This window comes from Niastella koreensis GR20-10 (assembly GCF_000246855.1).
In the GTDB taxonomy this organism is placed as follows: Bacteria; Bacteroidota; Bacteroidia; order Chitinophagales; family Chitinophagaceae; genus Niastella; species Niastella koreensis.
In genome coordinates, this window is sequence record NC_016609.1 from 5,567,794 (window position 1) to 5,590,756 (window position 22,963).

The 22,963-nt window shown below is 44.1% G+C and carries 28 protein-coding genes; 3 read left to right on the top strand and 25 right to left on the bottom strand.

Features of this window, described 5'->3' with window-relative positions; genetic code table 11:
- Positions 1-45 precede the first annotated feature (45 nt).
- From NIAKO_RS21825 to NIAKO_RS21895, 16 genes are all read right to left on the bottom strand, one after another.
- Positions 46-693: a toxin-antitoxin system YwqK family antitoxin gene (locus NIAKO_RS21825; RefSeq protein ID WP_014220622.1), complete on the bottom strand. Its 648-nt coding sequence runs from the start codon at positions 691-693 to the stop codon at positions 46-48.
- Between the two features lie 89 nt (positions 694-782).
- On the bottom strand, positions 783-1,331 hold the full coding sequence (locus NIAKO_RS21830) for an energy transducer TonB (RefSeq protein ID WP_014220623.1): 549 nt from the start codon (positions 1,329-1,331) through the stop codon (positions 783-785).
- A 100-nt stretch (positions 1,332-1,431) separates the two neighbouring features.
- Positions 1,432-1,851, bottom strand: a complete 420-nt coding sequence (gene aroQ / locus NIAKO_RS21835) for a type II 3-dehydroquinate dehydratase (RefSeq protein WP_014220624.1) — start codon at positions 1,849-1,851, stop codon at positions 1,432-1,434.
- Positions 1,852-1,984: 133 nt separating this feature from the next.
- Positions 1,985-3,094 carry a glutamine-hydrolyzing carbamoyl-phosphate synthase small subunit gene (gene carA / locus NIAKO_RS21840; protein WP_014220625.1) on the bottom strand — a complete coding sequence of 370 codons (1,110 nt, stop codon included), beginning with the start codon at positions 3,092-3,094 and terminating at the stop codon, positions 1,985-1,987.
- 216 nt (positions 3,095-3,310) lie between these two features.
- Positions 3,311-3,817, bottom strand: coding sequence for a 50S ribosomal protein L17 (rplQ, locus tag NIAKO_RS21845; RefSeq protein WP_014220626.1), 507 nt, complete (start codon positions 3,815-3,817; stop codon positions 3,311-3,313).
- Between the two features lie 156 nt (positions 3,818-3,973).
- Entirely contained in the window at positions 3,974-4,975 is a 1,002-nt protein-coding gene (locus NIAKO_RS21850) for a DNA-directed RNA polymerase subunit alpha (RefSeq protein ID WP_014220627.1), read from the bottom strand.
- 88 nt (positions 4,976-5,063) lie between these two features.
- Entirely contained in the window at positions 5,064-5,669 is a 606-nt protein-coding gene (rpsD, locus tag NIAKO_RS21855) for a 30S ribosomal protein S4 (protein WP_014220628.1), read from the bottom strand.
- A 134-nt stretch (positions 5,670-5,803) separates the two neighbouring features.
- A complete protein-coding gene (gene rpsK, locus NIAKO_RS21860; RefSeq protein WP_014220629.1) occupies positions 5,804-6,208 on the bottom strand; it encodes a 30S ribosomal protein S11 in 405 nt (134 codons plus the stop codon).
- A gap of 207 nt (positions 6,209-6,415) precedes the next feature.
- Positions 6,416-6,796 (bottom strand): 30S ribosomal protein S13, encoded by a 381-nt coding sequence (gene rpsM / locus NIAKO_RS21865; RefSeq protein ID WP_014220630.1) that lies wholly within the window; start codon positions 6,794-6,796, stop codon positions 6,416-6,418.
- Between the two features lie 59 nt (positions 6,797-6,855).
- Complete coding sequence (gene ykgO, locus NIAKO_RS37905; protein WP_014220631.1) at positions 6,856-6,972, bottom strand: type B 50S ribosomal protein L36; 117 nt, start codon at positions 6,970-6,972, stop codon at positions 6,856-6,858.
- Between the two features lie 29 nt (positions 6,973-7,001).
- Positions 7,002-7,220, bottom strand: coding sequence for a translation initiation factor IF-1 (gene infA, locus NIAKO_RS21870; protein WP_014220632.1), 219 nt, complete (start codon positions 7,218-7,220; stop codon positions 7,002-7,004).
- Positions 7,221-7,420: 200 nt separating this feature from the next.
- On the bottom strand, positions 7,421-7,828 hold the full coding sequence (locus tag NIAKO_RS21875) for a hypothetical protein (protein ID WP_014220633.1): 408 nt from the start codon (positions 7,826-7,828) through the stop codon (positions 7,421-7,423).
- Between the two features lie 146 nt (positions 7,829-7,974).
- On the bottom strand, positions 7,975-9,273 hold the full coding sequence (locus NIAKO_RS21880; RefSeq protein WP_014220634.1) for an MFS transporter: 1,299 nt from the start codon (positions 9,271-9,273) through the stop codon (positions 7,975-7,977).
- A 23-nt stretch (positions 9,274-9,296) separates the two neighbouring features.
- Complete coding sequence (locus tag NIAKO_RS21885; RefSeq protein ID WP_063721394.1) at positions 9,297-9,551, bottom strand: hypothetical protein; 255 nt, start codon at positions 9,549-9,551, stop codon at positions 9,297-9,299.
- Between the two features lie 39 nt (positions 9,552-9,590).
- Positions 9,591-10,181 carry a TetR/AcrR family transcriptional regulator gene (locus NIAKO_RS21890; RefSeq protein WP_041347140.1) on the bottom strand — a complete coding sequence of 197 codons (591 nt, stop codon included), beginning with the start codon at positions 10,179-10,181 and terminating at the stop codon, positions 9,591-9,593.
- Between the two features lie 480 nt (positions 10,182-10,661).
- Positions 10,662-10,883: a hypothetical protein gene (locus NIAKO_RS21895; RefSeq protein ID WP_014220637.1), complete on the bottom strand. Its 222-nt coding sequence runs from the start codon at positions 10,881-10,883 to the stop codon at positions 10,662-10,664.
- A gap of 56 nt (positions 10,884-10,939) precedes the next feature.
- On the opposite strand from NIAKO_RS21895, the gene NIAKO_RS21900 reads away from it, so the two are divergent.
- Complete coding sequence (locus tag NIAKO_RS21900; RefSeq protein ID WP_041347141.1) at positions 10,940-11,314, top strand: hypothetical protein; 375 nt, start codon at positions 10,940-10,942, stop codon at positions 11,312-11,314.
- Positions 11,315-11,378: 64 nt separating this feature from the next.
- Here the strand turns inward: NIAKO_RS21900 and NIAKO_RS21905 are convergent, their stop codons facing one another.
- The 8 genes from NIAKO_RS21905 to NIAKO_RS21940 all read right to left on the bottom strand — a co-directional run bounded on the left by NIAKO_RS21905 (position 11,379) and on the right by NIAKO_RS21940 (position 20,111).
- Entirely contained in the window at positions 11,379-12,497 is a 1,119-nt protein-coding gene (locus tag NIAKO_RS21905) for an ABC transporter permease (RefSeq protein ID WP_014220639.1), read from the bottom strand.
- 9 nt (positions 12,498-12,506) lie between these two features.
- A complete protein-coding gene (locus NIAKO_RS21910; RefSeq protein WP_014220640.1) occupies positions 12,507-13,613 on the bottom strand; it encodes an ABC transporter permease in 1,107 nt (368 codons plus the stop codon).
- Positions 13,614-13,683: 70 nt separating this feature from the next.
- Entirely contained in the window at positions 13,684-14,430 is a 747-nt protein-coding gene (locus NIAKO_RS21915) for an ABC transporter ATP-binding protein (RefSeq protein WP_014220641.1), read from the bottom strand.
- Between the two features lie 172 nt (positions 14,431-14,602).
- Positions 14,603-15,523: an ABC transporter ATP-binding protein gene (locus tag NIAKO_RS21920; protein WP_014220642.1), complete on the bottom strand. Its 921-nt coding sequence runs from the start codon at positions 15,521-15,523 to the stop codon at positions 14,603-14,605.
- A gap of 54 nt (positions 15,524-15,577) precedes the next feature.
- The gene (locus NIAKO_RS21925; RefSeq protein WP_014220643.1) at positions 15,578-16,528 is read right to left on the bottom strand and encodes an HlyD family secretion protein; all 951 of its coding nucleotides are present in this window, start codon (positions 16,526-16,528) and stop codon (positions 15,578-15,580) included.
- Positions 16,529-16,547: 19 nt separating this feature from the next.
- On the bottom strand, positions 16,548-17,843 hold the full coding sequence (locus tag NIAKO_RS21930; protein ID WP_242675520.1) for a TolC family protein: 1,296 nt from the start codon (positions 17,841-17,843) through the stop codon (positions 16,548-16,550).
- 11 nt (positions 17,844-17,854) lie between these two features.
- Positions 17,855-18,472, bottom strand: coding sequence for a TetR/AcrR family transcriptional regulator (locus tag NIAKO_RS21935; protein WP_014220645.1), 618 nt, complete (start codon positions 18,470-18,472; stop codon positions 17,855-17,857).
- A gap of 481 nt (positions 18,473-18,953) precedes the next feature.
- Positions 18,954-20,111: a homogentisate 1,2-dioxygenase gene (locus tag NIAKO_RS21940; protein WP_014220646.1), complete on the bottom strand. Its 1,158-nt coding sequence runs from the start codon at positions 20,109-20,111 to the stop codon at positions 18,954-18,956.
- 445 nt (positions 20,112-20,556) lie between these two features.
- Here NIAKO_RS21940 and NIAKO_RS21945 point away from each other — a divergent pair, with 445 nt between their 5' ends.
- Positions 20,557-21,000: an SRPBCC domain-containing protein gene (locus NIAKO_RS21945; protein WP_041349132.1), complete on the top strand. Its 444-nt coding sequence runs from the start codon at positions 20,557-20,559 to the stop codon at positions 20,998-21,000.
- A 30-nt stretch (positions 21,001-21,030) separates the two neighbouring features.
- Positions 21,031-21,537: a metallophosphoesterase family protein gene (locus tag NIAKO_RS21950; protein WP_014220648.1), complete on the top strand. Its 507-nt coding sequence runs from the start codon at positions 21,031-21,033 to the stop codon at positions 21,535-21,537.
- Between the two features lie 123 nt (positions 21,538-21,660).
- Here the strand turns inward: NIAKO_RS21950 and NIAKO_RS21955 are convergent, their stop codons facing one another.
- Complete coding sequence (locus NIAKO_RS21955; protein ID WP_014220649.1) at positions 21,661-22,782, bottom strand: glycoside hydrolase family 18 protein; 1,122 nt, start codon at positions 22,780-22,782, stop codon at positions 21,661-21,663.
- Positions 22,783-22,963 lie beyond the last annotated feature (181 nt).

A 22,963-nucleotide genomic window follows, 5' to 3' on the forward strand; every position in this document is an offset into this window, starting at 1 on the left:
TAAATGTATTTTATTGTCTGTTGCTTATTGCATATTGGCTATTGACTAACCACCTACGCTTCCATCCTTGTACCTCACCTTCTTTTTACCCGAATTCTTCTTTTCAAACTCCACTACTTCCTTTGGTTTGGCTACCGCTTTCTTTTCTGTGGCTACCGGGGCCTTGGCTGTTTCTTCCAGTTTTCCCAGCGTGTACACTTCAGAGCGAACTACCTGGCCGGTTTCGGGATCGTAGTATTTCCAGGTACCGTGTTTAATGGCCGCGCCTTCATTTTTTATAATCACCGTGTGGTAGGTATCAAATTTATCGGGGTCTTCAACTTCTAGCGTATCATATTCTTTATCGGGGTTCAGCGCCTTCCAGCTTTGTTCCAGCCTCAGTTGGCCCATTGTAGTAAAATAACGGCAAATACTGTCCTTAAGCCCCCATTTATAGTATTCTACACCCACCAGGTCGCCCATGAGGGAATACAAACGCCACTCCCCTTCCTTACGGTCTTTTTCGTACCAGCCTTCCTCCTCATACCCGGCCTCGCCCCGTACGCCATCGAAATGGTTTTTCCAGGGGCCCCATTTACGGTTAATTTTATCAATCCGGTTCAGGGTATCGCCCGATGAGGTAAGCTTATAGCTTTTCCATTGGGCAAAGCTGTTCATAGAACTCAACAGGAACACAAATAGGATCAAACGCATTGTAACAGATTTCATAATGTAATAACCCGCAATAATAACGCCAACCCAGGCTTTTTCATTGCCGGCAGACCGATGGGCCAATGTTAAAATTAATGCGGATGCCCGCGATTGGCAGGGAGTCGGCAGATAATGCCGGCGCCCAATAAAATATCGGCTTTATGCTCTTCAGCAAGCTTATCAGGGTTCGCCACATGCGGGTCATAAAAAAGAATGCGGGTTTCTACCCTGGTAACAACGGGTTTACCTTTTACATAACCGGGCGCAAAGGCGCCCAGTTTACAGGCCACCCGGATAACTTCCCTGGCAAGAACCTCAGTTGAACCGGCATCGCACCTGGCATCAGTTACCTTACCTGCCCTGTCAATAAAAAAGTAAAGCCTGCAGAGCGTGGTTTCCACCGTGTCTTCAATGTCGCCCGGATACCGCAGTTTTTTTTGAAAAAACCTGCGTAACCCTTCATAATCAGTAGGAAATTTAAACATAACAGTATCGCCCCGGATCGTATTACACATGGAAAATCTCGCAGCTATAGTATCTGCACTGTTAGGCTGCCGCCGCAAACCTTTTTGGGTTTGACCTGCCAGCTGCTGCAACGATACAAACAGTAAAACGATAAGTATTAAACGTATTCGTCCCATATGTTTATAGATAATAAATCATCAATTTTTACATAATGGGAACGCTGCTAAGTTTACCTATTATTGGTGAGCAAGAAAAAGATACAGGAAGTCGCAATAATTATTTGTCCATCAGATACAACAGGGCTAATTCATAGCCCTTTAAACCAAGCCCGATGATGCTGCCGGCCGATTTACCTGATACGTGCGACAGTTTACGAAACTCCTCACGTGCATGTACATTGGAGATATGTACTTCCACCACCGGGGTTTTTATGCTCGCTATGGCGTCGCCGATAGCTACTGAAGTATGGGTATAACCGCCGGGGTTCATAATAATGCCATCATAGTCGAAACCAACCCGCTGTAATTCATTGATCAGCTCGCCTTCCACATTACTCTGGTAGTAATGAATATCCACCTGGGGGTACTTGTTTTTCAAAGTAACCAGGTAATCTTCAAAGGACGTGCTGCCGTAAATGCCGGGTTCGCGTTTGCCCAACAGGTTCAGGTTGGGGCCGTTGATGATAGCTATTTTCATAATCTTAAGGAGAAAAAACCACTGAACACATAATGCTGAACGCTGAACGCGAAAACCCAACAAAGAGAGCCTTGCGTCAGGCCTTCGGCGTTAAGCGTTCTGTGTAAAGGGTGGTTTTACCCACCCTTTTATATTAGTTCATATGCTCTTTAATCAAATTGATGAAGTCATCGAACAGGTAACGGCTGTCGTGCGGACCAGGCGTGCTTTCGGGGTGGTATTGAACCGAGAAAGCCGGTTGATCTTTCATTCTGATGCCTTCGATAGACTCATCGTTCAGGTTCACGTGGGTAACCTCGATATTTTTAGCCTTCTTAACAGACTCAGGATCAACACCAAAGCCATGGTTTTGCGTAGTCACTTCGCATTTACCGGTCAACAGGTTCTTAACCGGGTGGTTAAGGCCGCGGTGACCATGGTGCATTTTATAGGTATCGATGTCATTAGCCAGGGCAATCAACTGGTGGCCCAGGCAAATGCCAAAGGTGGGTACCTTTTCTTTGAGCACATCTTTTACGGTGATGATGGCGTAATCCATCGCTGCCGGGTCGCCAGGACCGTTGGAGATGAAATAACCATTGGGTGCAAAGGCTTTCAGCTCGCTGATAGGCGTTTTAGCCGGGAATACCTTTACATAGGCGCCACGCTCCACCATACAGGTAAGAATGTGTTGTTTGGTGCCAAAATCGAGCACCGCAATCTTAACCGGTGAATTGGGATCGCCAAGGGTATAAGGCTTGGTGGTGCTTACCACACTGGCCAGCTCCAGGCCGTCCATGTTAGGCGTTTTAGCCAGTTCTTTTTTCAACTCCTCAACATCGGTTATTTCTGAGGAGATGATGCAGTTCATGGCGCCTTTTGTGCGTACGTGCGTTACCAGCGCGCGGGTATCAACCCCCTCTATGCACACGATATTGTTTTTGATCAGGTATTGATCAAGTGATTCAGTAGCCTGTTTACGACTGTATTGTTCTTCCAGGTTGCGACCGATCATTCCGCGGATCTTCACACTATCCGACTCAACATCAGTGTCTTTAGTTCCATAATTACCTACGTGCACACTGTTCATAATAACAATTTGTCCGTAGTAACTGGGATCGGTAAATACTTCCTGGTAACCGGTCATCCCGGTATTAAAACAAATTTCACCAGTTGTAGTGCCTATTTTTCCAAAGGCTTTACCATAATGAATGGTGCCATCTTCCAATAACAAAACAGCGGGTTTTTGTAGCGTATTCGACATCTTACTATAAAAAAATTTTGCAAAAATAACACAATAAATCTGATTTCAGGATTTTGGGATTTAGAGATTTTTGCGATTTATAATGCTTTAAGAGTATTAACAAATCTCAACGTCACAGGTTCCCGAAAATCAGAAATTTAAATCCTATCCCGGCAGGCAAAAAAAAGTCCCGACGTTGCGGTCGGGACTTCATTATATGAACCAATTCGGTCATTTTTACTTCGCTGCTTTTTTAGCTGGTTTTTCTTCAGTTGCTTCAGCGGCAGGAGCGGCAGCAGTGTCATCAGCCTTTTTACGGGCACTTCCGCTACGACGTGTTTTCTTCGCAGCTTCTTTAACTTCGCCTTTTCCTTTTCCGTAGATTTCGTTGAAGTCTACCAGTTCAATCATAGCTGTTTCAGCATTATCACCCACGCGGATACCCAGCTTAATGACGCGGGTATAACCACCAGGACGGCCACCAACTTTCTCGGCGATTGCGCCAAACAGTTCGGTAACTGCCTCTTTGTTCTGCAGGTAGCTGAACACCACACGACGGTTGTGCGTCGTATTTTCTTTAGCCTTTGTTACCAGCGGCTCGATAAAGGTGCGCAGTGCTTTTGCTTTTGCTAATGTGGTGTTGATACGCTTGTGCTTAATCAGTTCACTAGCCAGGTTCTTCAGTAACGCCTTCCGGTGGGAGGCCGTTCTGCCCAGGTTGTTAATTTTGTCGCCGTGACGCATGACGTTTTGTTTTATCGACTGTACCGTGTCAGGAATTACAGTCTACATTATGAATGTGATAATGCGATAATTAGATAATATGATAATTCAAAAACGTGGATTTCGAAGGCCGCGTAAGCATTATCAAATTAGCTAATTATCACATTAGCTAATTAACTAAAGTTCTTCTTTATCCAGACCTAACTTACTGAGATCCATACCGAAGTGCAAACCTCTTTCAGCCAGCACCTGCTCAATTTCAGCCAATGACTTCTGACCGAAGTTTCTGAACTTCATCAGGTCTTCCTGCTCGTATTGAACCAGCTCGCTCAAGCTGTTGATCTTTGCAGCTTTCAAACAGTTGAAAGCGCGTACAGACAGATCGAGGTCTTCGAGTGGGGTTTTGAGTATTTTGCGCAGTTGCAGCATTTGCTCATCCACCACATCCTCTTTCTTATCTTCTTTGTTATCGAAAGTGATGTTCTCGTCGGTGATGATCATCAGGTGCTGGATCAGGATCCGGCTGGCTTGTTTCACCGCTTCTTCAGGGTGAATGGTACCATCGGTAGAAACATCCATGATCAGCTTTTCGTAGTCAGTACGCTGTTCAACACGGGTGTTTTCGATAGCATACTTTACGTTTTTGATCGGGGTGAAGATGGCATCAGTTGGGATGTAACCAAATGGTGCATCTTTCACTTTATTATCTTCAGCAGGAACATATCCGCGACCTTTTGAAACGGTCAGTTCAATATCCAGCTTAGCTGAAGAATCCAGAATACAGATCAACAGATCGGGGTTCATGATCTCGAAGTTTTGAGTAGCTTCTCCGATCATTCCGGCTGTGAATTCTGATTTATTCTTAATGCTCAGGGTGATTTTCTCCTGGCTCACTTCATGATCTACCTTCTTCTTGAACCGAACCTGTTTCAGGTTCAGGATGATCTCCAGCACATCTTCAGTAATACCCTTGATGGTAGCAAACTCGTGGTCTACACCTTCAATACGAATACCTACGATAGCAAACCCTTCCAATGAACTCAACAATACTCTGCGCAAAGCATTACCAATGGTTACACCGTAACCAGGCTCTAACGGACGAAACTCAAACTGAGCTTCAAATTCCGTTGCTTTTTGTAAAACTATTTTGTCAGGTTTCTGGAAATTTAAAATTGCCATATTTTAAAATTCTGTTTTTTACGTTAGTCGAACTGTGAATGTGAGTGATTAGGGTAAGCGTTTCACCGATACGGATCAGCCTTCACGATTACTTGCTATACAACTCAACAATCAACTGCTCCTTAATGTTCTCGGGAACGCTTTCACGCTCTGGATAAGCCACGAAAGTACCGCTCATCTCAGCTTCGTTCCAGTCGAGCCAGCTGAACTTCGCGTTTTTACCGCGGAATACGCTGGTAATTGCAGTGTTTCCTTTATCTTTTTCTTTAACACCGATGATATCACCAGGTTGCAATTGATAAGAAGGAATGTTCACTACTGCACCGTTAACGGTAATGTGTTTGTGAGATACCAGCTGACGGGCGCCGGGACGTGAAGGAGACATACCCAGGCGATAAACGGCGTTATCCAAACGGGCTTCCAGCAATTTGATGAGGTTTTCACCGGTAACACCTTTAATACGAGCAGCCTCTTCAAAGGTTTTGCGGAACTGTTTTTCCAGTACGCCGTAAGTATATTTAGCTTTTTGCTTTTCTTTCAACTGTAATGCATACTCTCCTGGAGCTTTACGTTTTTTAGAAGGACCATGCTGACCGGGAGGGTTGCTGTTCTTTGACAGATATTTACCATTGCCTAAGATAGGCTCGCCGAAAATACGGCAGATTCTTGTTTTTGGACCAGTGTAACGTGCCATGTTGTTATTATAGTTAGATTTTTTGGTGACGATACACGATCCTAAAAATCTTAAAAATCAATCGTGTATCCTATTTAAATATATAAATAAATTTAGTGACCTGGAGTTCCAAATCACTAAATCATAAAATATTACTATACTCTTCTTTTCTTGGGAGGACGGCAACCATTGTGAGGCAGCGGAGTGCAATCTTTGATCATTGCGATCTCAATACCGTTCTGAGACAAAGAGCGGATAGAGCTCTCGCGACCGGCGCCGGGTCCTTTTACATATACATCAACTTTTTTCACGCCTGCATCGAATGCAGTTTTCGCAGCGTCAGCAGCGGCCATCTGGGCAGCATAAGGAGTGTTCTTTTTAGAACCCTTGAAACCCATTTTACCGGCACTGCTCCAGGAAATAACCTGGCCGTTCTTGTTGGTAATGCTGATGATAATGTTGTTGAAGCTTGCAGAAATGTGAACATCACCATAGGTGTCCACCTTCACAATTCTTTTCTTCGCAGCGGCTTTTGCGCTGGGCTGTTGTGCTTTTGCCATGATTGTTGTTAGGTAATCTTAAAGTTTAAAAATAATCCCGTTTAAGCGGGAGCCAGATCAATACTCCGCCTGCACCTGCATCTGTTACTGACCTGTTTATTGGTGCAATATTTAAAAACGCCTCAAGCCACAAGCTTCAGGCTACAAGCAATACAAATACATTTTGCATTTTGCCTGAAGCTTGCAGCTCGCAGCTTGTAGCTATTCTTATTTCTTAGGTGCTTTCTTTTTACCGGCAACAGTTTTCCGTTTTCCTTTACGGGTACGGCTGTTGGTACGTGTACGTTGGCCACGAACAGGTAAACCTTTACGATGGCGTAAACCACGGTAGCAAGCGATATCAAGCAAACGCTTAATACTCATTTGCACTTCAGAACGCAATTGACCTTCTACTTTCAGTTCGTTGGTAATAATGTTACGGATTGCATTCAGTTCGTCATCATTCCATTGATGAACTTTCTTATCCAGTGGAATTCCTGCTTTGGTCAGGATATACTGGGAAGTTGCACGACCGATTCCAAAAATATAGGTAAGACCTATTTCGCCTCTCTTATTCTTGGGTAAATCTACACCGGCAATACGAGCCATATCTTTCTTTTATTATTTAATTTTATTAATGAAGCAAATCACAATGTTATTGGTTAAGATTAACCTTGTCTTTGCTTGTAGCGCGGATTCTTTTTGTTTATCACATATAACCGGCCTTTTCTACGCACAATTTTACAATCGGCGCTACGCTTTTTTATTGATGCACGAACTTTCATAACGTTTATTTATTTATAGTGCTTTACAACTATTTATAACGGAATATGATCCTTCCTCTCGTTAAATCATAAGGGCTCATTTCCACTCCCACTTTATCACCAGGTAAAATCCTGATGTAGTTCATCCGCATTTTGCCGGAAATGGTTGCCAGTATCTCATGCCCATTCTCAAGTTTTACCTTAAACATAGCGTTCGATAAAGCTTCTATAATAACTCCATCCTGTTTAATCAGCGGTTGTTTACCCATATAATTTTAAGGAGCGCAAAGATATGATTATCGCACTAAAAAAGAAAAAAATAAGAAAAAATTAAAAATATTTGCCTGTTTTCCCTTTAATTCCCGGCAAATGTAGCCAAAAAAATACAAGGAGCGTCGACAATCCCAGGCTGTACAACAACCTGTTTCAACACTCCTTGTACGTATTTAAACAGTTGACTATAAGCAACTTAATAAACTACAACCGGCATTAGTTCCACCTTCGTCATCTGGTAATAATGGTTTTGCAGCTCATGTACCCCAATCGGGTGGGTCAGGTACCGGTGATCTTCCCGCCACCAGATTTCCAGGTTCGAAAAGTTGCCATTTTGCGGTAAAAGCACCCTGAACGAGTCTTTCATGTACTTGGCGCTTCCATCCCCGTTCTCGTGTTTTGTAAAACCAAGCTTCCGCATTTGCTCATCATTCAGGGGTATCGGGTACAGTTCCTGCGGTTCATACCAAAACTCACTTCCGGCTGCTTCCACCAGGGCTTTTCCTTCCGGACGGTCAACATCCTTTACCATTCCCTCTCTTTGCTGGCCTTCATATTCGGCCACAACAATATCTCCGAATCTAACTTCTGAAATTTTGATCATATGACAGCATTTTTAGTTGATTTCTAATTTACAAAACGCTGGCCACATAACCATATTAAGTTTCAAGTGAAGCTGTTTAGGTTTTAAGGTTGCAAATTCAGAGTTCAAAGTTCCTTGGAACCTGAAACCTGGAACCTGAAACTGGTTTATTCAATCAAAAAAGCTTCTTCCATTTCCTTTGCCGGTTGTGGGGCAATTGCCTGTTTCCCAAACTTATGCCCCACCTGTTTATTTATGAAATACATCATTATCATACACCCCGTCATGCTTGCCATCACAATGATTCCCAAGGTACTGTAATGCTGCAGTTTGCCGCCAGGCCCTTCCGAGATCACCATGCCGGCCAATGCTGCGGCCAAACCGCCGGATAACTGCTGAACCGATGAGTTGATGCTCATAAAGGCACCCCGGTCATTTGGTTGCGGTATGGCGCTTATCAGGGCTGTAGAGGAAACCATCCGGGCCATAATGCCCGCAAACATCATCACATTGATCGCAATTACCGTAGCCAGTGGGGTTACACCCAGGTTGGTATAAATAGCAACCACGATCATCGTCAACACGGTTCCCGTTACAAAAACCTTGTATTTGCCCACTTTATCGCTCAGGAAACCGGCGAGTGGCCCAAAAACAAAGGAGAATAATCCCGAAACCCCATAAAGCACAGGCAGATCTTCCTGCGTAAGGCCCAGGTTATGTATACTAAAGGCGCTGCCAAAGGGCATCAGCATAAAGCCGCCCGTAGCCAGCAAGGTAGTGGTCAAAAATGCTAACAGATAGTTTGGGTTGGCAACGGTCTTCCCCAGATGTTCAAACGGATTGCGGTCGTGCTGCAACTTGAGGTGAGCAGTAACCGGTTTCATATACAGGGCAATGATGATACCTGGTATCAGGCCAACGCCTGCAATCATCCAGAAAGGCGCATGCCAGCCGAAATGGTTGGCCAGCACCAGACCGATAGGCAGGCCCAGCACCTGGCTTACACCAAAAGCCATTTGCACAAAACCCATCACCCGTCCCCTGCGCTCAATGGTGAACAGATCGGTTATGATAGCCATACCTACAGAACCGATCACCCCGCCAAACAACCCCGTCACAATCCGGGCAGCCAGCAGAAAATGGTACGTGTTGGCTATGGCGCATAATGCGGTACCAATTAAAAAGCCTATATAAAAGAAAATAAGCAACTTCTTCCGGTCGAATTTATCGGCAAAACCTGCGGCCAGCATACCGGAAACGCAGGCGCTGAATGCATATACAGATACCGCCCAGCCGAACTGCGATGGGCTGATTTTCAATTGAGGCATTAACATGGCGCCAAGCGGCGACATTACCATAAAGTCAAGGATAACAGTAAATTGTAAAAAGGCTAGGATGGCTATCACAAACACCTCGTATCCTGTAAAGGAGGGTTTGGGTGCTTTGGTTGGTTTGGTTGAATTCATTTGATTCGGTTTGAAATAATTAATTAATCAGGCAGTTCTTCACATAAATACCCTGCATTGGTTAGTACGCGAATGATGTCGCCCGGTAATAACCATGACGTTTCAATTCGCAAAACATTGTCAATATCATGCTCGTCTACATTCCATCGCAGTATGCCAGGTGTATCGCCCATTAGAGGAGATATGCGATGAACGTCTTTTGCCGACACCAGATTGGTTTTAAAAACCAATACCCGCAGGTCTCTTTTGATGTAAGTGGGAAGTTTAATGTTATTCATAAAAATGAACATTCATTTACTTAATTGGACAAAAAAATACTAAGGTTTGAGCGCCTTCAACACCAATTTCAGGGTCATGTCTACCATTTCGGTGCTGATGGTAAACTCGTCATTGGCGTGACTCCTGCCCTGGCTATGGAATTTTATCAACTGGTAAAGGGGAGCAAAAGCAACAGCCCAGTACACTTCAAAAGGCAGTGGCACCAGTTCGCCCCGGTTGATGGCATTCATCACAAACGCCCCCAATACATCCCCGAATTTTTGCCGTATCACCTGCCTGATGGTTTCATATAATGGACTGTACCGGATCTGCTCCACAAACTCAATCTCCTGCATATTCTCCATGTAGAACTTCAGCCGGTTTTTCCATTGGATCTCCATGCCATCGGCAAATGACATCTTGGGATGTATGCCCTGTAAACTACTTTCCATTAACCGGAGGCTGATCTCAGTCGCGATCTGGTTTATCAGGTCATCCCGGTCTTTATAATAGATGTACAGGGTGGCAGGCGACACGCCGGCGGCCTTGGCCAGCTTTTGCATGCTGAAACCGTCAAGACCCTCCTTTACGACCATTTCAATGGCCTGTTTACGGATACTATTCTCTTTATTGGTATCTCTTGTGCGCATCGGGAGCAAAGATAAATGAATATTCATTCATTTTACAGCATTTTCACCGAATTTTCACCGGTTCAAAGTTTTTTGGGGTCTAAGTTATTGAGTTCTTAAGTTTTAGTGCTGCACCCGGGAACGTGATCGTTGTCATTCTAACTGAAACCACCCTGTTTTCAGTTAGAAACAGACCGCCCCCAACTGAAATCGACCCGTTTTCAGTTTAAAATAATACGCCACCAACTGAAAACACCCTGTTTTCAGTTAGAAACAGATCGCCCCCAACTGAAATCGACCCGTTTTCAGTTTAAAACAATATCCTTCCAACTGAAAACACCCTGTTTTCAGTTGAAAACAATGCTGCGCAAAGTATTTTCGACCGTTTGTAAACAGAATTGAACGGCGCTGGGTATTTTTTACCTTTTGTAAACAGAAACGATATCCTGGAAATTATTTTTCCTGATTTATATACAGAACCAATACCGCGCTGAATACTTTTTACCAGTTATAAACGGGAATGATACCACGCCAGCAATCTTTACCCACTTTTAAACAGCAATTATCTTTTTTACACGCAGCATGAACCCTATCCCAACTAAAAACCAAAAACACAGCACTCAAAACAGTAACCAGATTAATTTTTTGTCCGTGACTTTTAATGCCTTTAACATATTTTTTAGAGCGGGTAAGTTGCAGTACCTTTGCATTCAGATACATCATGCAACGAAAACAATTTAGCCGTTGTCGTAGTGCAGTTAGCCATGAACACAAATATTATGAAAAAAACAATTTTGTTTACCTCGCTGGTCCTGCTGCTGTTTGCAGCATGCCGCAAAGCCAACAACCCAACTGTTTATGACCTGGGGGTAGACGTGCAAGGTACTTTCGACAGGGATAATGTGCAGGTTGTGATAGATAATCAACCTTTACTGAACACACAGGTAACTACCAACGAACTGTTAGGATTCGCCACTAGTATTTCTACCGCCAATACCGAAGGTAAACATACCATTAAAGTGGTAGTAAATGATAGTGTGGTAAAAACTGAAAGCTTTACCCAAAGCGGCGAATTGTACGTAGGTATTAATTATAACAAAACAGCCGGCGATATCTCCTTTAAGTTTTCTCCGCACCGGTTTATTTATGATTAATTGAAAGGGCCATCACTAAAATATTTTCTCCCCGACAGTACCGTCGGGGAGATTTTTTTTGCCCCTATGAACGTTTTTTATAATTGATCACCGCCCAGGTATTCAGCACTGCTGCAAAACCCAGCACGGTAAAAATATGCGGGCTGATGTCTTTAAACCCACTCCCCTTCAGCACCACCATCCGCATTACATCAATAAAATAAGTAACGGGGTTGAACTTTGTAATAACCTGCGCCCAGGCCGGCATACTATCTATAGAAGTATAGAGACCACTTAATAAAATAAACACCATCATTAAAAAGAACGACAACAGCATGGCCTGTTGCTGATTGCTGGTGTAAGTAGATAACAGCAATCCCAGTCCCAGTACGGCCAACAGGTATACTGCCGCAAACACATAGATCACCACAAAACTGCCCAGTGGCATAATGCCATAGGCCACCCGCGCAATGGTTAACCCAATGGTCAGGATTAGCAAACCCAGGATCCAGAACGGGATCAGTTTACCTAAGATGAAATGGTATTTTTTGACCGGGGTTACATTGATCTGTTCTATGGTTCCTATCTCCTTCTCCCGTACAATGTTAAGCGATGCCAGGAACGAACCCACCATGGTTACCAGCACAACCAATATCCCCGGCACCATAAAATACTTGTAGTTCATGGATGGGTTGAACCAGTTGCTGCTGGTAACATCCAGCTGTAACTCCTGGCTGAACCGCGGCAGTTGCACCCACTTTAACCGTACCTCGTGGTTATAATCCTGGATGATACTTCGCAGATAGGCGCCGCCCAGGTTGGCCTTTACCCCATTAATGGCATTGATGGCCATAAACAGGGTAGATTCATTTTCTTTTATCAGCTTCTTTTCAAAATCAGCCGGGATCTCCAGCACCAGGTCCGATTGGTCGTGTTCCACCTGTTGCAGGGCGTTGTGGTAAGAACCGGAATAATCCTGCAAGCGGAAATAACCCGAAGCAGTGACCTTGTTCACCAGTTGCTGCGAATATTGTGAATGGTCATGATCTACCACACTCAGTTGAATGTTCTTCACTTCATAATCGGCTGCCCAGGGCAGGATCAGCAACTGAATGGATGGCATCATAAAAATGATGCGGATGATGGATGGATCGCGGAAGATCTGCCGGAACTCTTTTTGTAATAGAAAACGTAAGGTTCTCATATAAATAGTTTATGCGAGTCTTATTTTGAAATTCCTGATGCTTAACACCAGCAGGAGCAGCAACATGCCAAACAGGATCAACGTCTCTTTCCAAACTGATGCAAACCCCAGCCCCTTTATCATCACCTCTTTTACGATATAATAAAACCATTTGGCGGGAACAATATTCGAGATCACCCGTAATGGCAATGGCATATTCTCAATTGGGAACATAAACCCGCTCAACATGATCGTTGGCAAAAACATACCCGTAAGGGCAATGAACATGGCGGTTTGCTGTGAATCGGTGCGGGTGGAGATCAACAATCCAAACGCCAAACAGGTAAGCGTGAACAAAATGCTTTCAAAGATCAATAGCAGTAAACTTCCATTGATGGGCACATCCAGCACAAACACACTCAGCAACAGAATGCTGGTAATATTTACAATAGACAACAACAAATACGGAACGGCTTTGGCTACTACGATCTTGAATGGTTGCATGGGCGACACCAGCATAATTTCCATGGTGCCTAATTCTTTCTCCCGTACAATAGTGATAGCTGTCATTAACGTACACACCAGCATCAGTACCATAGCCATAACACCCGGCACAAAACTATACGCGCCCTTTAATTGCGGGTTGTACAGCATGCGCATCTCCGTTTTAATAGTGTATGGCAACTTCCGGTTATTGGTAATACGGTCCTTGTAATCGAGGATAATAGATGTGGCATAGTTTGTAAGCGTATTGGCCACGTTGGGGTCCGAGGCGTCGGCAATCAGTTGTACCTGCGCGGTATTGAAATGGTCCAGGTCACTGGCAAAGTTTTCGGGAAACACAACGGCCAGCTTGATGCTCCCCTTTTTAAATGCCGCTTCAATTTCCTGGTAAGAATGAATATCCTGCACAACATCAAAATAGCGGCTCGCATCCAGCTCGGTGCGAAGCGCCTGCGTACTCAGGTCGTTCGACTGATCAAAAATGGCGATCTTCGAATTCTTTACTTCATTGGTCAGGGCAAATCCAAAGATCAGGATCTGCATAATGGGCATGCCCAATAAAATAAACAGGGTTCGTTTGTCCCTTAGAATATGATGAAACTCTTTCTTTACGAATGAAACAAATTGCTTCATAAGAATAATTTGTGAATTATTGTTGCTATTTGTGATTCGCTAAAAATTGCGCGAGCTTACTCACCACTCACTACTCACCTCTCTTTGCCTGCCTGGCCAATTTTAAAAAAACTTCATCCATCGAAGACACGCTAAATGTTTTCTTCAACTGCGTCGGCGTATCCAATGCATCTATTCTGCCATCAACCATAATAGAAACGCGGTTACAATACTCGGCTTCGTCCATGTAGTGAGTAGTTACAAAAACGGTAATCCCCGATTCCGCCGCTTTATAGATCATGTTCCAGAATTCCCGCCGGGTAACGGGATCAACACCGCCTGTGGGTTCATCCAGGAAAACAACCTCCGGCTCATGAAATATGGCTACCGAAAAAGCCAGCTTTTGTTTCCAGCCAAGCGGCAATGATTTTACCAGTTTATTGGCTTCCGCCTCCAGGTGCAGCTCGTGCAACAGGAAGGCAGTTTTCTCTTTTATAAAAGCATCGCTCTTGCCATAGATGCCCGCATAAAAGCGGATGTTCTCGCGCACCGTCAGGTCTTCATACAGGGAGAACTTCTGGCTCATATACCCGATGCTGCGTTTTATGTGCTCGGTTTGTTTATATACATCAAAGCCGGCCACGGACGCTTTACCCGAAGTGGGGATCGACAACCCGCATAACATGCGCATGGCCGTTGTTTTGCCGGCGCCATTGGCACCCAGGAACCCGAAGATCTCGCCTTTCTTTACTTCAAATGAAATGGCATCTACGGCAGTGAAATCACCGAATCTTTTAGTGAGCGATTCTGCTATTATGGCGATGTTGTTATTATTCATTGCTTTTTATATTCAATGATTATAAAGGCAGTAGGCTCCCGATAGCTATCGGGATTCAGTGGTGAAAAAGGCAAAGCCGGCAATCGTGAATCGGCAATCGGCAATCCGCATCGCGGCAACCTTTATCAACTCTATCAACCCTGTCAACGCTATCAACTTGTCAACCTGTCAACTAACCCGACTTCATCAACGCTATAAAACAATCCTCAATATCTGCTTTAATAGCATGAACCTCCACATGCCCCAACTGGTGTTGTTGTAAATACGTTGTTACTGACGAATTGGTATACCCATCCTTTAGCACCACATGGTGAAACTCGCCAAACGGATAGGCATCCAGTGCCCCTTCATATTGTTGCAGCAGGTTCAGCAAGGCCAACATGTTGTTATCTTTTACTGCCAACAACGGATGCTTGTAAGAAGTGATCACCCCTTCGGGAGTATCTACCGACAGGATCTCACCATTCTGAATGAGGGCTACGCGGTCGCACAAACTGGCTTCATCCATATAGGGCGTTGATACAAGAATGGTGATGCCCTGGTTTTTAAGACTGCGCAACATTTCCCAGAACTCTTTTCGTGAAACGGCATCCACACCGGTGGTAGGTTCATCCAGGAACAACACCGTTGGTTTATGGATCAATGCACAACTCAATGCCAGCTTTTGCTTCATTCCACCCGATAACTTGCCGGCCCTTCTGTCTTTAAAGGGTTCTATTTGCGAATAGATATCTTTAATAAGGTCATAATTCTCCCGGATAGTGGTGTTGAAGATGGTAGCAAAGAATTCAAGGTTTTCTTCAATGGTCAGGTCCTGGTACAGGGAGAAACGGCCCGGCATATACCCTACCCGCTGACGAATGGCTTTAAAATCTTTTACCACATCCAGGCCATCTACCGAAGCAGCTCCGCCATCGGGTAACAATAACGTGGTAAGTATGCGGAACAAAGATGTTTTGCCTGCTCCGTCCGGACCTATGATCCCGAAAAGCTCCCCTTTTTCTACTTCAAAGGAAATGCCCTTCAGGGCCTGTACGGTGTCCTTCTTCTTACCATACTGCTTCGTAAGATTATTTGCAACTACAGATGCCATTTTTTTGAGTTGAAATGTTGACGTGTTAACAAGTTAACTTGTCAACCTGTTAACTTAATTAACTTTATTTCCAAACAGTACTTCACCGTACATCCCTATCTTCAGATATCCATCGTTCTTCACTCTTACTTTAATAGCATACACCAGGTTAGCGCGTTCCTCTTTCGTTTGTATAGTCTTCGGCGTAAACTCCGCTTTGTCAGATACCCAGGTGATGGTGCCGGGATAATCGCGGTAAGCATTGGCGCCGCTATCAATCATTACTTTTACGGTCTGGTTCAGTTTTATCTGGGGTAATTGCGTGCCGGTGATATAGGCCCGCAAAGTAAGCGTATCCAGGTTAGCGATCTTGTACAGGGCCTTGCCGGCGGACGTTACTTCGCCAGGTTCGGCATATTTGGTAATAACGGTGCCGCCAATAGGGTTTATGATCTGCGCCTTTTTGATCTGGTCGCTCAGTTGCGCCACTCTTTTTTCCAGCGGTTTCTTTTCGCTCAGTACCGTACGGTTTTGCGTACTGGTGTTGGTCATTTGCACATTGATCTGCTGCCGGGTAACATCCATTTGCCTTTGCAGTACTTCAATTTGTGAGTTCATATCATCCAGTTGTTTGCCGGTGGCGGCATCCTGTTTAAGCAGGTTCTCTATACGCGTGCGCTCGTGCAGCATATTGGCTAATTGCGATTGTTGTACATTCAGTTGTTCCTGTAACAATTTTACCTGCGGACGCACATCGGATGTTTTATCGTGCAGGGCCTCTATACTGGCCTGGATCTGTTCTTTTTGTAACGAAAGGTTTTCGGCATCGATAATACCTACTACCTGCTGAGCCGGAATGGCCTGTCCTTCATTTACATTGAACGATAATAATTTTCCATTCTGTTCGGCCGAAACAATCACTTCATCTACTTCAAACGTGCCGGATGCATCGAATTTGGGGGTGTTACGGTTACAGGCAGTAACAATCACTGCTACAGCAATACCGGTTACAATGAGTTTGTTCATGTTAATTTATTTGTCAATATTATTGATTGCCGGAAATAGTCCGGGCATTTATCTGCGCCATTAATAATTGTAACTGGTGGGTAATGAGCGATTGTTTTGCATCATCTTCCGCATTTACTTCTTTCAGAAAGTCATTGGCGGTGATTACCCCGTTCGATAACTGCGCATTGGCCGCTTCTTTTACCTGTGCCCTGATGCCGATGATCTGCTGATCGCTTTGGATAAGTTGTGACAGCTTATCTACTTCCGCCTGTTGCTGCTTCAACTGGGTATTGGTATTGAGCATAAACAATTCTTTTTGCACATCCACCAGCCGTTGATTAACCTGCAGCAACTCCCGTTCTTTTTTGGTAGTATATAAATTCCCCAGCGACCAGTTAAACTTAACCCCCGCTATATAAAACCAGTCAAACTTATTGTTCAGCAAATTCAAAGCAGGCCGGCCATAACCACCCTGTACAAACAAACTGGTGCGCGGCCGGTTCTTGGCACTTACCAACCCATTCTGTACCCTGAATAATTCGTTTTGATAGTTGTATAATTTCAATTCAGGCCGGGCTACCGATTCTTTCACCAGTGTGGCAGGGATCACCGGCAGGTTCAGTTGTATATCTTCAGGCAATTGTTTGTTTATGAATAGCGACAACACATCCACCAGTCCCTTGCGGTTGGCCTTCAACTCAATTACCCGCTGATCATTCTTCATTAACTCGGCTTCCAGCGTAAGCTGGCTTGAACGAAAAGCCGTTCCATTTTTAACCTGCGCTTCTACCCGTTTTATACCGAGCTGAATATCGTTCTTTACAAAATCAACCTGTTTCACCTGTTCATCAACCAGCAAAATACCCAGGTACAACTGGTTAATGCGGTCTTTTACTTTATACAATTCCACTTCCGCTTTCTGATCCTCCACCTGCGCATTGGCGTTCTGTACACTTATCTGCGCGGTAGTAGTGCCGCCATCATACAGCAACTGGCTCAACTCACCCTGCACCTTATACTGGTCCTTACCCGGCACATCGATCTTTAAACCCGGGATGTTGGCCCCTAAGCGGGTTACATCAGATTGATACGTAGCCTGGCCTGAAACGGTAAACTGCGGCAGAAATCCTTTGTTCAGGTTTTCAATAGTAAGATCGGCCGTTTTACGAACCAGGTCTTTTTGTTTAATGACCGGGTAATTCTGCCGCGCCAGGTCATAGGCCTGCTCCAGCGTGAGCCGGTTATCCTGCGCCTGCACCCCAATGGCCAACAACAGTACCGCGATACTTAAACCGTGTTTAATCATGAGGTTTAACCATTTAGTTAATAGCATGACAAAAAAATTTATTTCTTAATTGAATCAATAACAAACTTTACAACCGTCTTTTTGCGCAATTCCATCAGGTTTATAAACTCTTCATCGGTTGCTTTGGTGATCCACTGCACCATAGGCCGGGCCAGGAAGGGAAAAATACACATCGACACCATATTCACCATTAATTCAATGCCTTTGATCGGCTTTATCTCTCCTTTCTTTACCAGCTTTGTAATCAACTCATCTACTTTATCTATGGGTGGCCGTTGATTGCCAAAGATCTTTTTTATCGCCTCTTTAGGATTCCTGTTTATTTCGTTCAGGATAAAAATCGGTAATAAGGGATTCTGTAACAGGGTATCGATGTATTCGCCTACAAACTTCTCTACCTTCTCGAACAGGGTCAGTTCCGACATCATGATAGAGGTGACTTTGGGCATAAATTTCCGGGCTTCTTCCATAAAGATCATCTCAAACAGCTTCTCTTTACTACGGAAATAATAATGCAATAAGGCCTTGTTAATGCCCGCTTTATCTGCAATATCCTGCATCCGGGCGCCATCGATCCCCTTCTCCATAAAAACCTGTTTGGCAGCCTCCAGAATCTTTTGCTCGGTGCTTTTGTCGTTTTTGTTCTCTTTAATCACGCGGTTTAACCATTTGGTTAAACACAAAGTTAAAGCCTAAATGTTGATAGCTCCAAGCTTTTTCTGAAAAAAATGTCTTCCACCTGTTTATTTGACAGACGACCGGACAAAAAAAAATATTGTACCCTTTTATGAAAACAGTCCAACAAGGGCATCTAAAGCATACTATTTTAACCATATCCGTTTATAACGGGCTTCGACCAAACCAAAAACATTTATAAAAAAAAGTATTCTTTTTATTTTGCTGGGCGCTGTAGCCCTGGGTTCCTGTAAGAAATATGTAAAAGAAGATGAACTTGAAAATGATCAAATCAAAGAAGTGACAGTAGATTTTCATACAGTTCAGGGTCAGGGATTATTTTTGATCCATACCTGAATTTAAGACATAAATAGCCTCATCAATAACGAAGCCCCGACTATACCGCCGGGGCTTCCCTTTTTCATTTCTAATTTATAATTCTTAATTTCTCATTTCTCCTTCCTACTCCGCCCAACTCATTGTATAATTGGCATTTTCAATGCCTAATGCTTCCTGGGTCAATTGTAATGGATGAAATGTATCTACCATTACGGCCAGTTCTTTTGTTTCCTTTGCACCAATACTTTTTTCCACCGTGCCCGGATGCGGGCCATGCGGAATGCCGGCAGGGTGCAGCGTTATCATGCCCCGGGTTACATTCTTACGGCTCATAAAATCACCATCTACATAATACAACACTTCATCGCTGTCTATATTACTGTGGTTATACGGCGCCGGAATGGAATTCGGGTGATAATCGAACAGCCGCGGACAGAATGAACACACCACAAAATTATTAGCCTCAAATGTCTGGTGCACAGGTGGCGGCTGGTGCACCCGGCCGGTGATGGGTTCAAAATCGTGAATACTGAATGCAAACGGATAACAATACCCGTCCCACCCTACTATATCAAACGGATGATGGCCATAATGCAGGTTATACATCATGCCCCGCTTTTTGGTGCGGATGAGAAAATCACCTTTCTGATCAAAAGTGGGCAGGTTTTGCGGAGCCCTTATATCGCGTTCGCAATAAGGCGCGTGTTCCAGTAACTGTCCATTCTTGCTCAGGTATTTTTTAGGGAACCGGATGGGACTAAACGACTCCACAATAAACAGGCGGTTATTGGTATCCATGAACTGGATCTGGTAAATGGTGCCGCGGGGAACAACCAGGTAATCGCCATAGCTAAATGGCAATTCGCCATACATAGTGCGCAGTACGCCTTCACCTTCATGAATAAAGATCATTTCATCGGCATCGGCATTCTTGTAAAAATAATCCTGCATGCCGCCCTGTGGCGCCGCCAGCACTATATGGCAATCATTGTTTACCAGCACCGGAACGCGGCTTTGCAAATAGTCCATGGCCGGTTTTACCTTAAACCCTTCTAAACTGCGATGACGCAGCATTTTTTCCTCGGCCACTTTGGGCGATACATCGTAGGAAGGCTCTGTTTTTATAATAGCGGTAGGCGGATGGCAATGGTACAACAACGAGTAGTCGTTGGAAAACCCTTCGGTAGAGAACAACTGTTCTGCATACAGGGAACCATCGGGTTTGCGGAACTGGGTATGCCGCTTGTGCGGAATGTTCCCTAATTTATAATAATATGGCATGATAAAGCAATTTGATAATATGATAATGTGCTAATATGCTTATGCCTGCAGCATCCCGCCTTAGTAGGAATAACAGCAGTATAATGACAGCGTTGGTAACATTTAGGGGAAATCGGAGGCCTTACAGGGAAAGCTCAAGGGTTTTGAGCAGAAATACATATTTCCAGCTCCGCTTATCGATCCAATAGGTAAAATTGCGAAAGAATGGCATGTCAGCTAATCGTTCACATAAAGTTAATGATACCGCGTGGAAAACGCAATTTTGAAATTTGGGGCATAAAAGGGAAAAACCGGTAATTTGCGGCCCGAATTCAAAGTGACTCAGACGAAATCCTAAATTAATTTAGATGAAACGTCCATGGCAAAATTTTCATTATGACATACGGGCGATGAAAATTTTGCCATGGTAAGTTCCATCTGGCCAAAACGCAATAAATATTTACAGATGAAAAAGAGCTTAATCCTTACCAAAGAAAGACAAATAGAGGCTACCGCGGAAAAAGTATGGAGCGTTTTAACCGAAAACCAGTGGATTGAACAGTGGCTGGGCGTACAAATGATCACAGACTGGAAAATCGGCAGCCCCATTGCCTTTACTTTCGTATATAAAGACAAAGAAGTAAAAGACAAAGGCTCCCTGTTGCAGTTTGAAGTGGGAAAAGTGCTGTCTTATAACTATTGGAGCGTATTTTCAGCTACCGAAGACAGTCCGGAGAACTATTCAGACATCACTTTCACCATTACGCCCGAAGAAAAAGGTGTTTTGCTACAATTGACTCAAACTAATTTTACCTCCCAGATGATGTTCGCCCATGCCGAAAAGAACTGGGCCGAAACCCTCGATACTATAAAACAACTGGCTGAAGAAGAAGCGGGTTACCGGATCTAAAACCGGTACCCTACCCGATAGTAAAATACTATGAAGCGAATAGGATTGATATCTGATACGCACGGCTTTCTGGACGACGCAGTTTTCAAACACTTTGATAACTGCGACGAGATCTGGCATGCCGGTGATTTCGGGAATATCGCCCTCGCTAATAAACTGGCCGGTTTTAAACCTTTAAAAGGGGTTTATGGGAATATCGATGGCCAGGACATTCGCTCCGTATACCCGGAAAAATTACGCTTTACCTGCGAAGGTGTGAACGTTTATATGATCCACATTGGCGGCTACCCACCCAAATACAATACCGAAGTAAAAAAAGAACTCACCGCCAACCCGCCGCAACTGTTTATCTGCGGACACTCTCATATTCTTAAAGTGATGTTCGACGACAAACTTCAATGCCTGCACATGAACCCCGGCGCCGCAGGCAACCAGGGTTGGCATAAAATTAGAACCTTGATTCGCTTTGTTATTGATGGTAATAATATGAAGGATTGTGAAGTGATTGAATTAGGCAAACGGATTCTTAGTTCATAGTTCAAAGTTCCGAGTTCAGAGTTCCCAGTTCAGAGTTTCCAGTTCCGCGCAGGAGTGTATTGCTTTCTGCTTTCAGCTTTTGGCTTTCAGCTTGTATTCGGCTTGCAGCTTGCAGCTTTTTACCTACTGCCCACTTACTTTCATCTTCTCTTCATAAATAGCATCAAGCAGCCCGCCACTATAAGCATCTTCTCCCAATTGCCAGAACATAATTCCATTGAGCTTTTTATCCTTTGCATAAGCTGTTTTCAGCTGCATGGACCTGGTATCGTCGTAGGTTACAAATAGTTTTTGTGCAGCATTATACATCCAGGGTGCATTGGCAACAGGGTCCCAGTGGTATACAAATCCACTATCTGCTGATAACAGTTGGGTAAATGCTTTAAAAGGCACCCCACGTTTGAATTTACCCGCCTGGTATAAGCCATTATTTACACTGTCTACATTTTCAAAAATGCGGGCATAAAAGGCAGCGCCAATCACCAGTTTATTTTTAGGCACCCCAATTGAATCGAGGTAGTGAATAACATTATCGGTTGATTCTTTTTGTTGCGGCGTAGAATACAATGGCGTATGATGGCCGGTAACCTGGCTAAACCCATTGATGAGGTCGTATGTCATTAAGTTTACCCGGTTACACACCTTCATCACTTTTTTCCATTCAATGGATTGTTCGAGGAAAGAGGTAAAACCGCCGGCAGCAAAACTGATCTCATGCTTTTTACCAATGGCCTTGCGCAGCTGTTGCACCAGTTGCGTAAAATTGGGTTTATCGGCAGGCGTAAACTGGTGACCGGGATAGCCAGAAATGGCAGGGTATTCCCAATCCAGGTCAATACCATCGGCATTGAAATAATCAAGCAGGTTCTTTACAGATTGAGAAAATTCATTTCGTCCGTTTTCATCGCTGAAGACCCGGGAGCAGGTTTCGCAGCCACCCCAACCGCCCAGGGACAGTAAGACCTTTAATTGGGGATTCCTGGCTTTTAATGATACCAGCTTTTGAATAATTAAACTGTCCCGCGCATTGTCAACAACCAGCTGGTTGCCTTTTAAATGACAAAAACTAAAGATGATATGCGTCAGCTTTTCAACCGCAAAGCTATCCACCTGTTCTGCCGGACCAAAATAATAAGCTATAACAGCAATTGATTGTCCTTTTTTGGCTTTTTTTTCCGGAGGTGCTGAAAATACATTGGCGCAAACAGCAATCAGTAACAAGGTTGAAATCGCAAAGCGGGTCATCTGGTTGGGTGTTTTATAGTTGTAATGTACAACCAAACACCCATTCAATAATTGCCATTCGTAAAATTTAGCTCACTGGAATGCATAGAGTCGTTACCAGTTCACTGTTCAGAGTTCAAAGTTTCAGGTTGGCGCGATGGCCTGCAGCTGTTTTTGTTGCCGCACAGCGGTGTATTTGCTT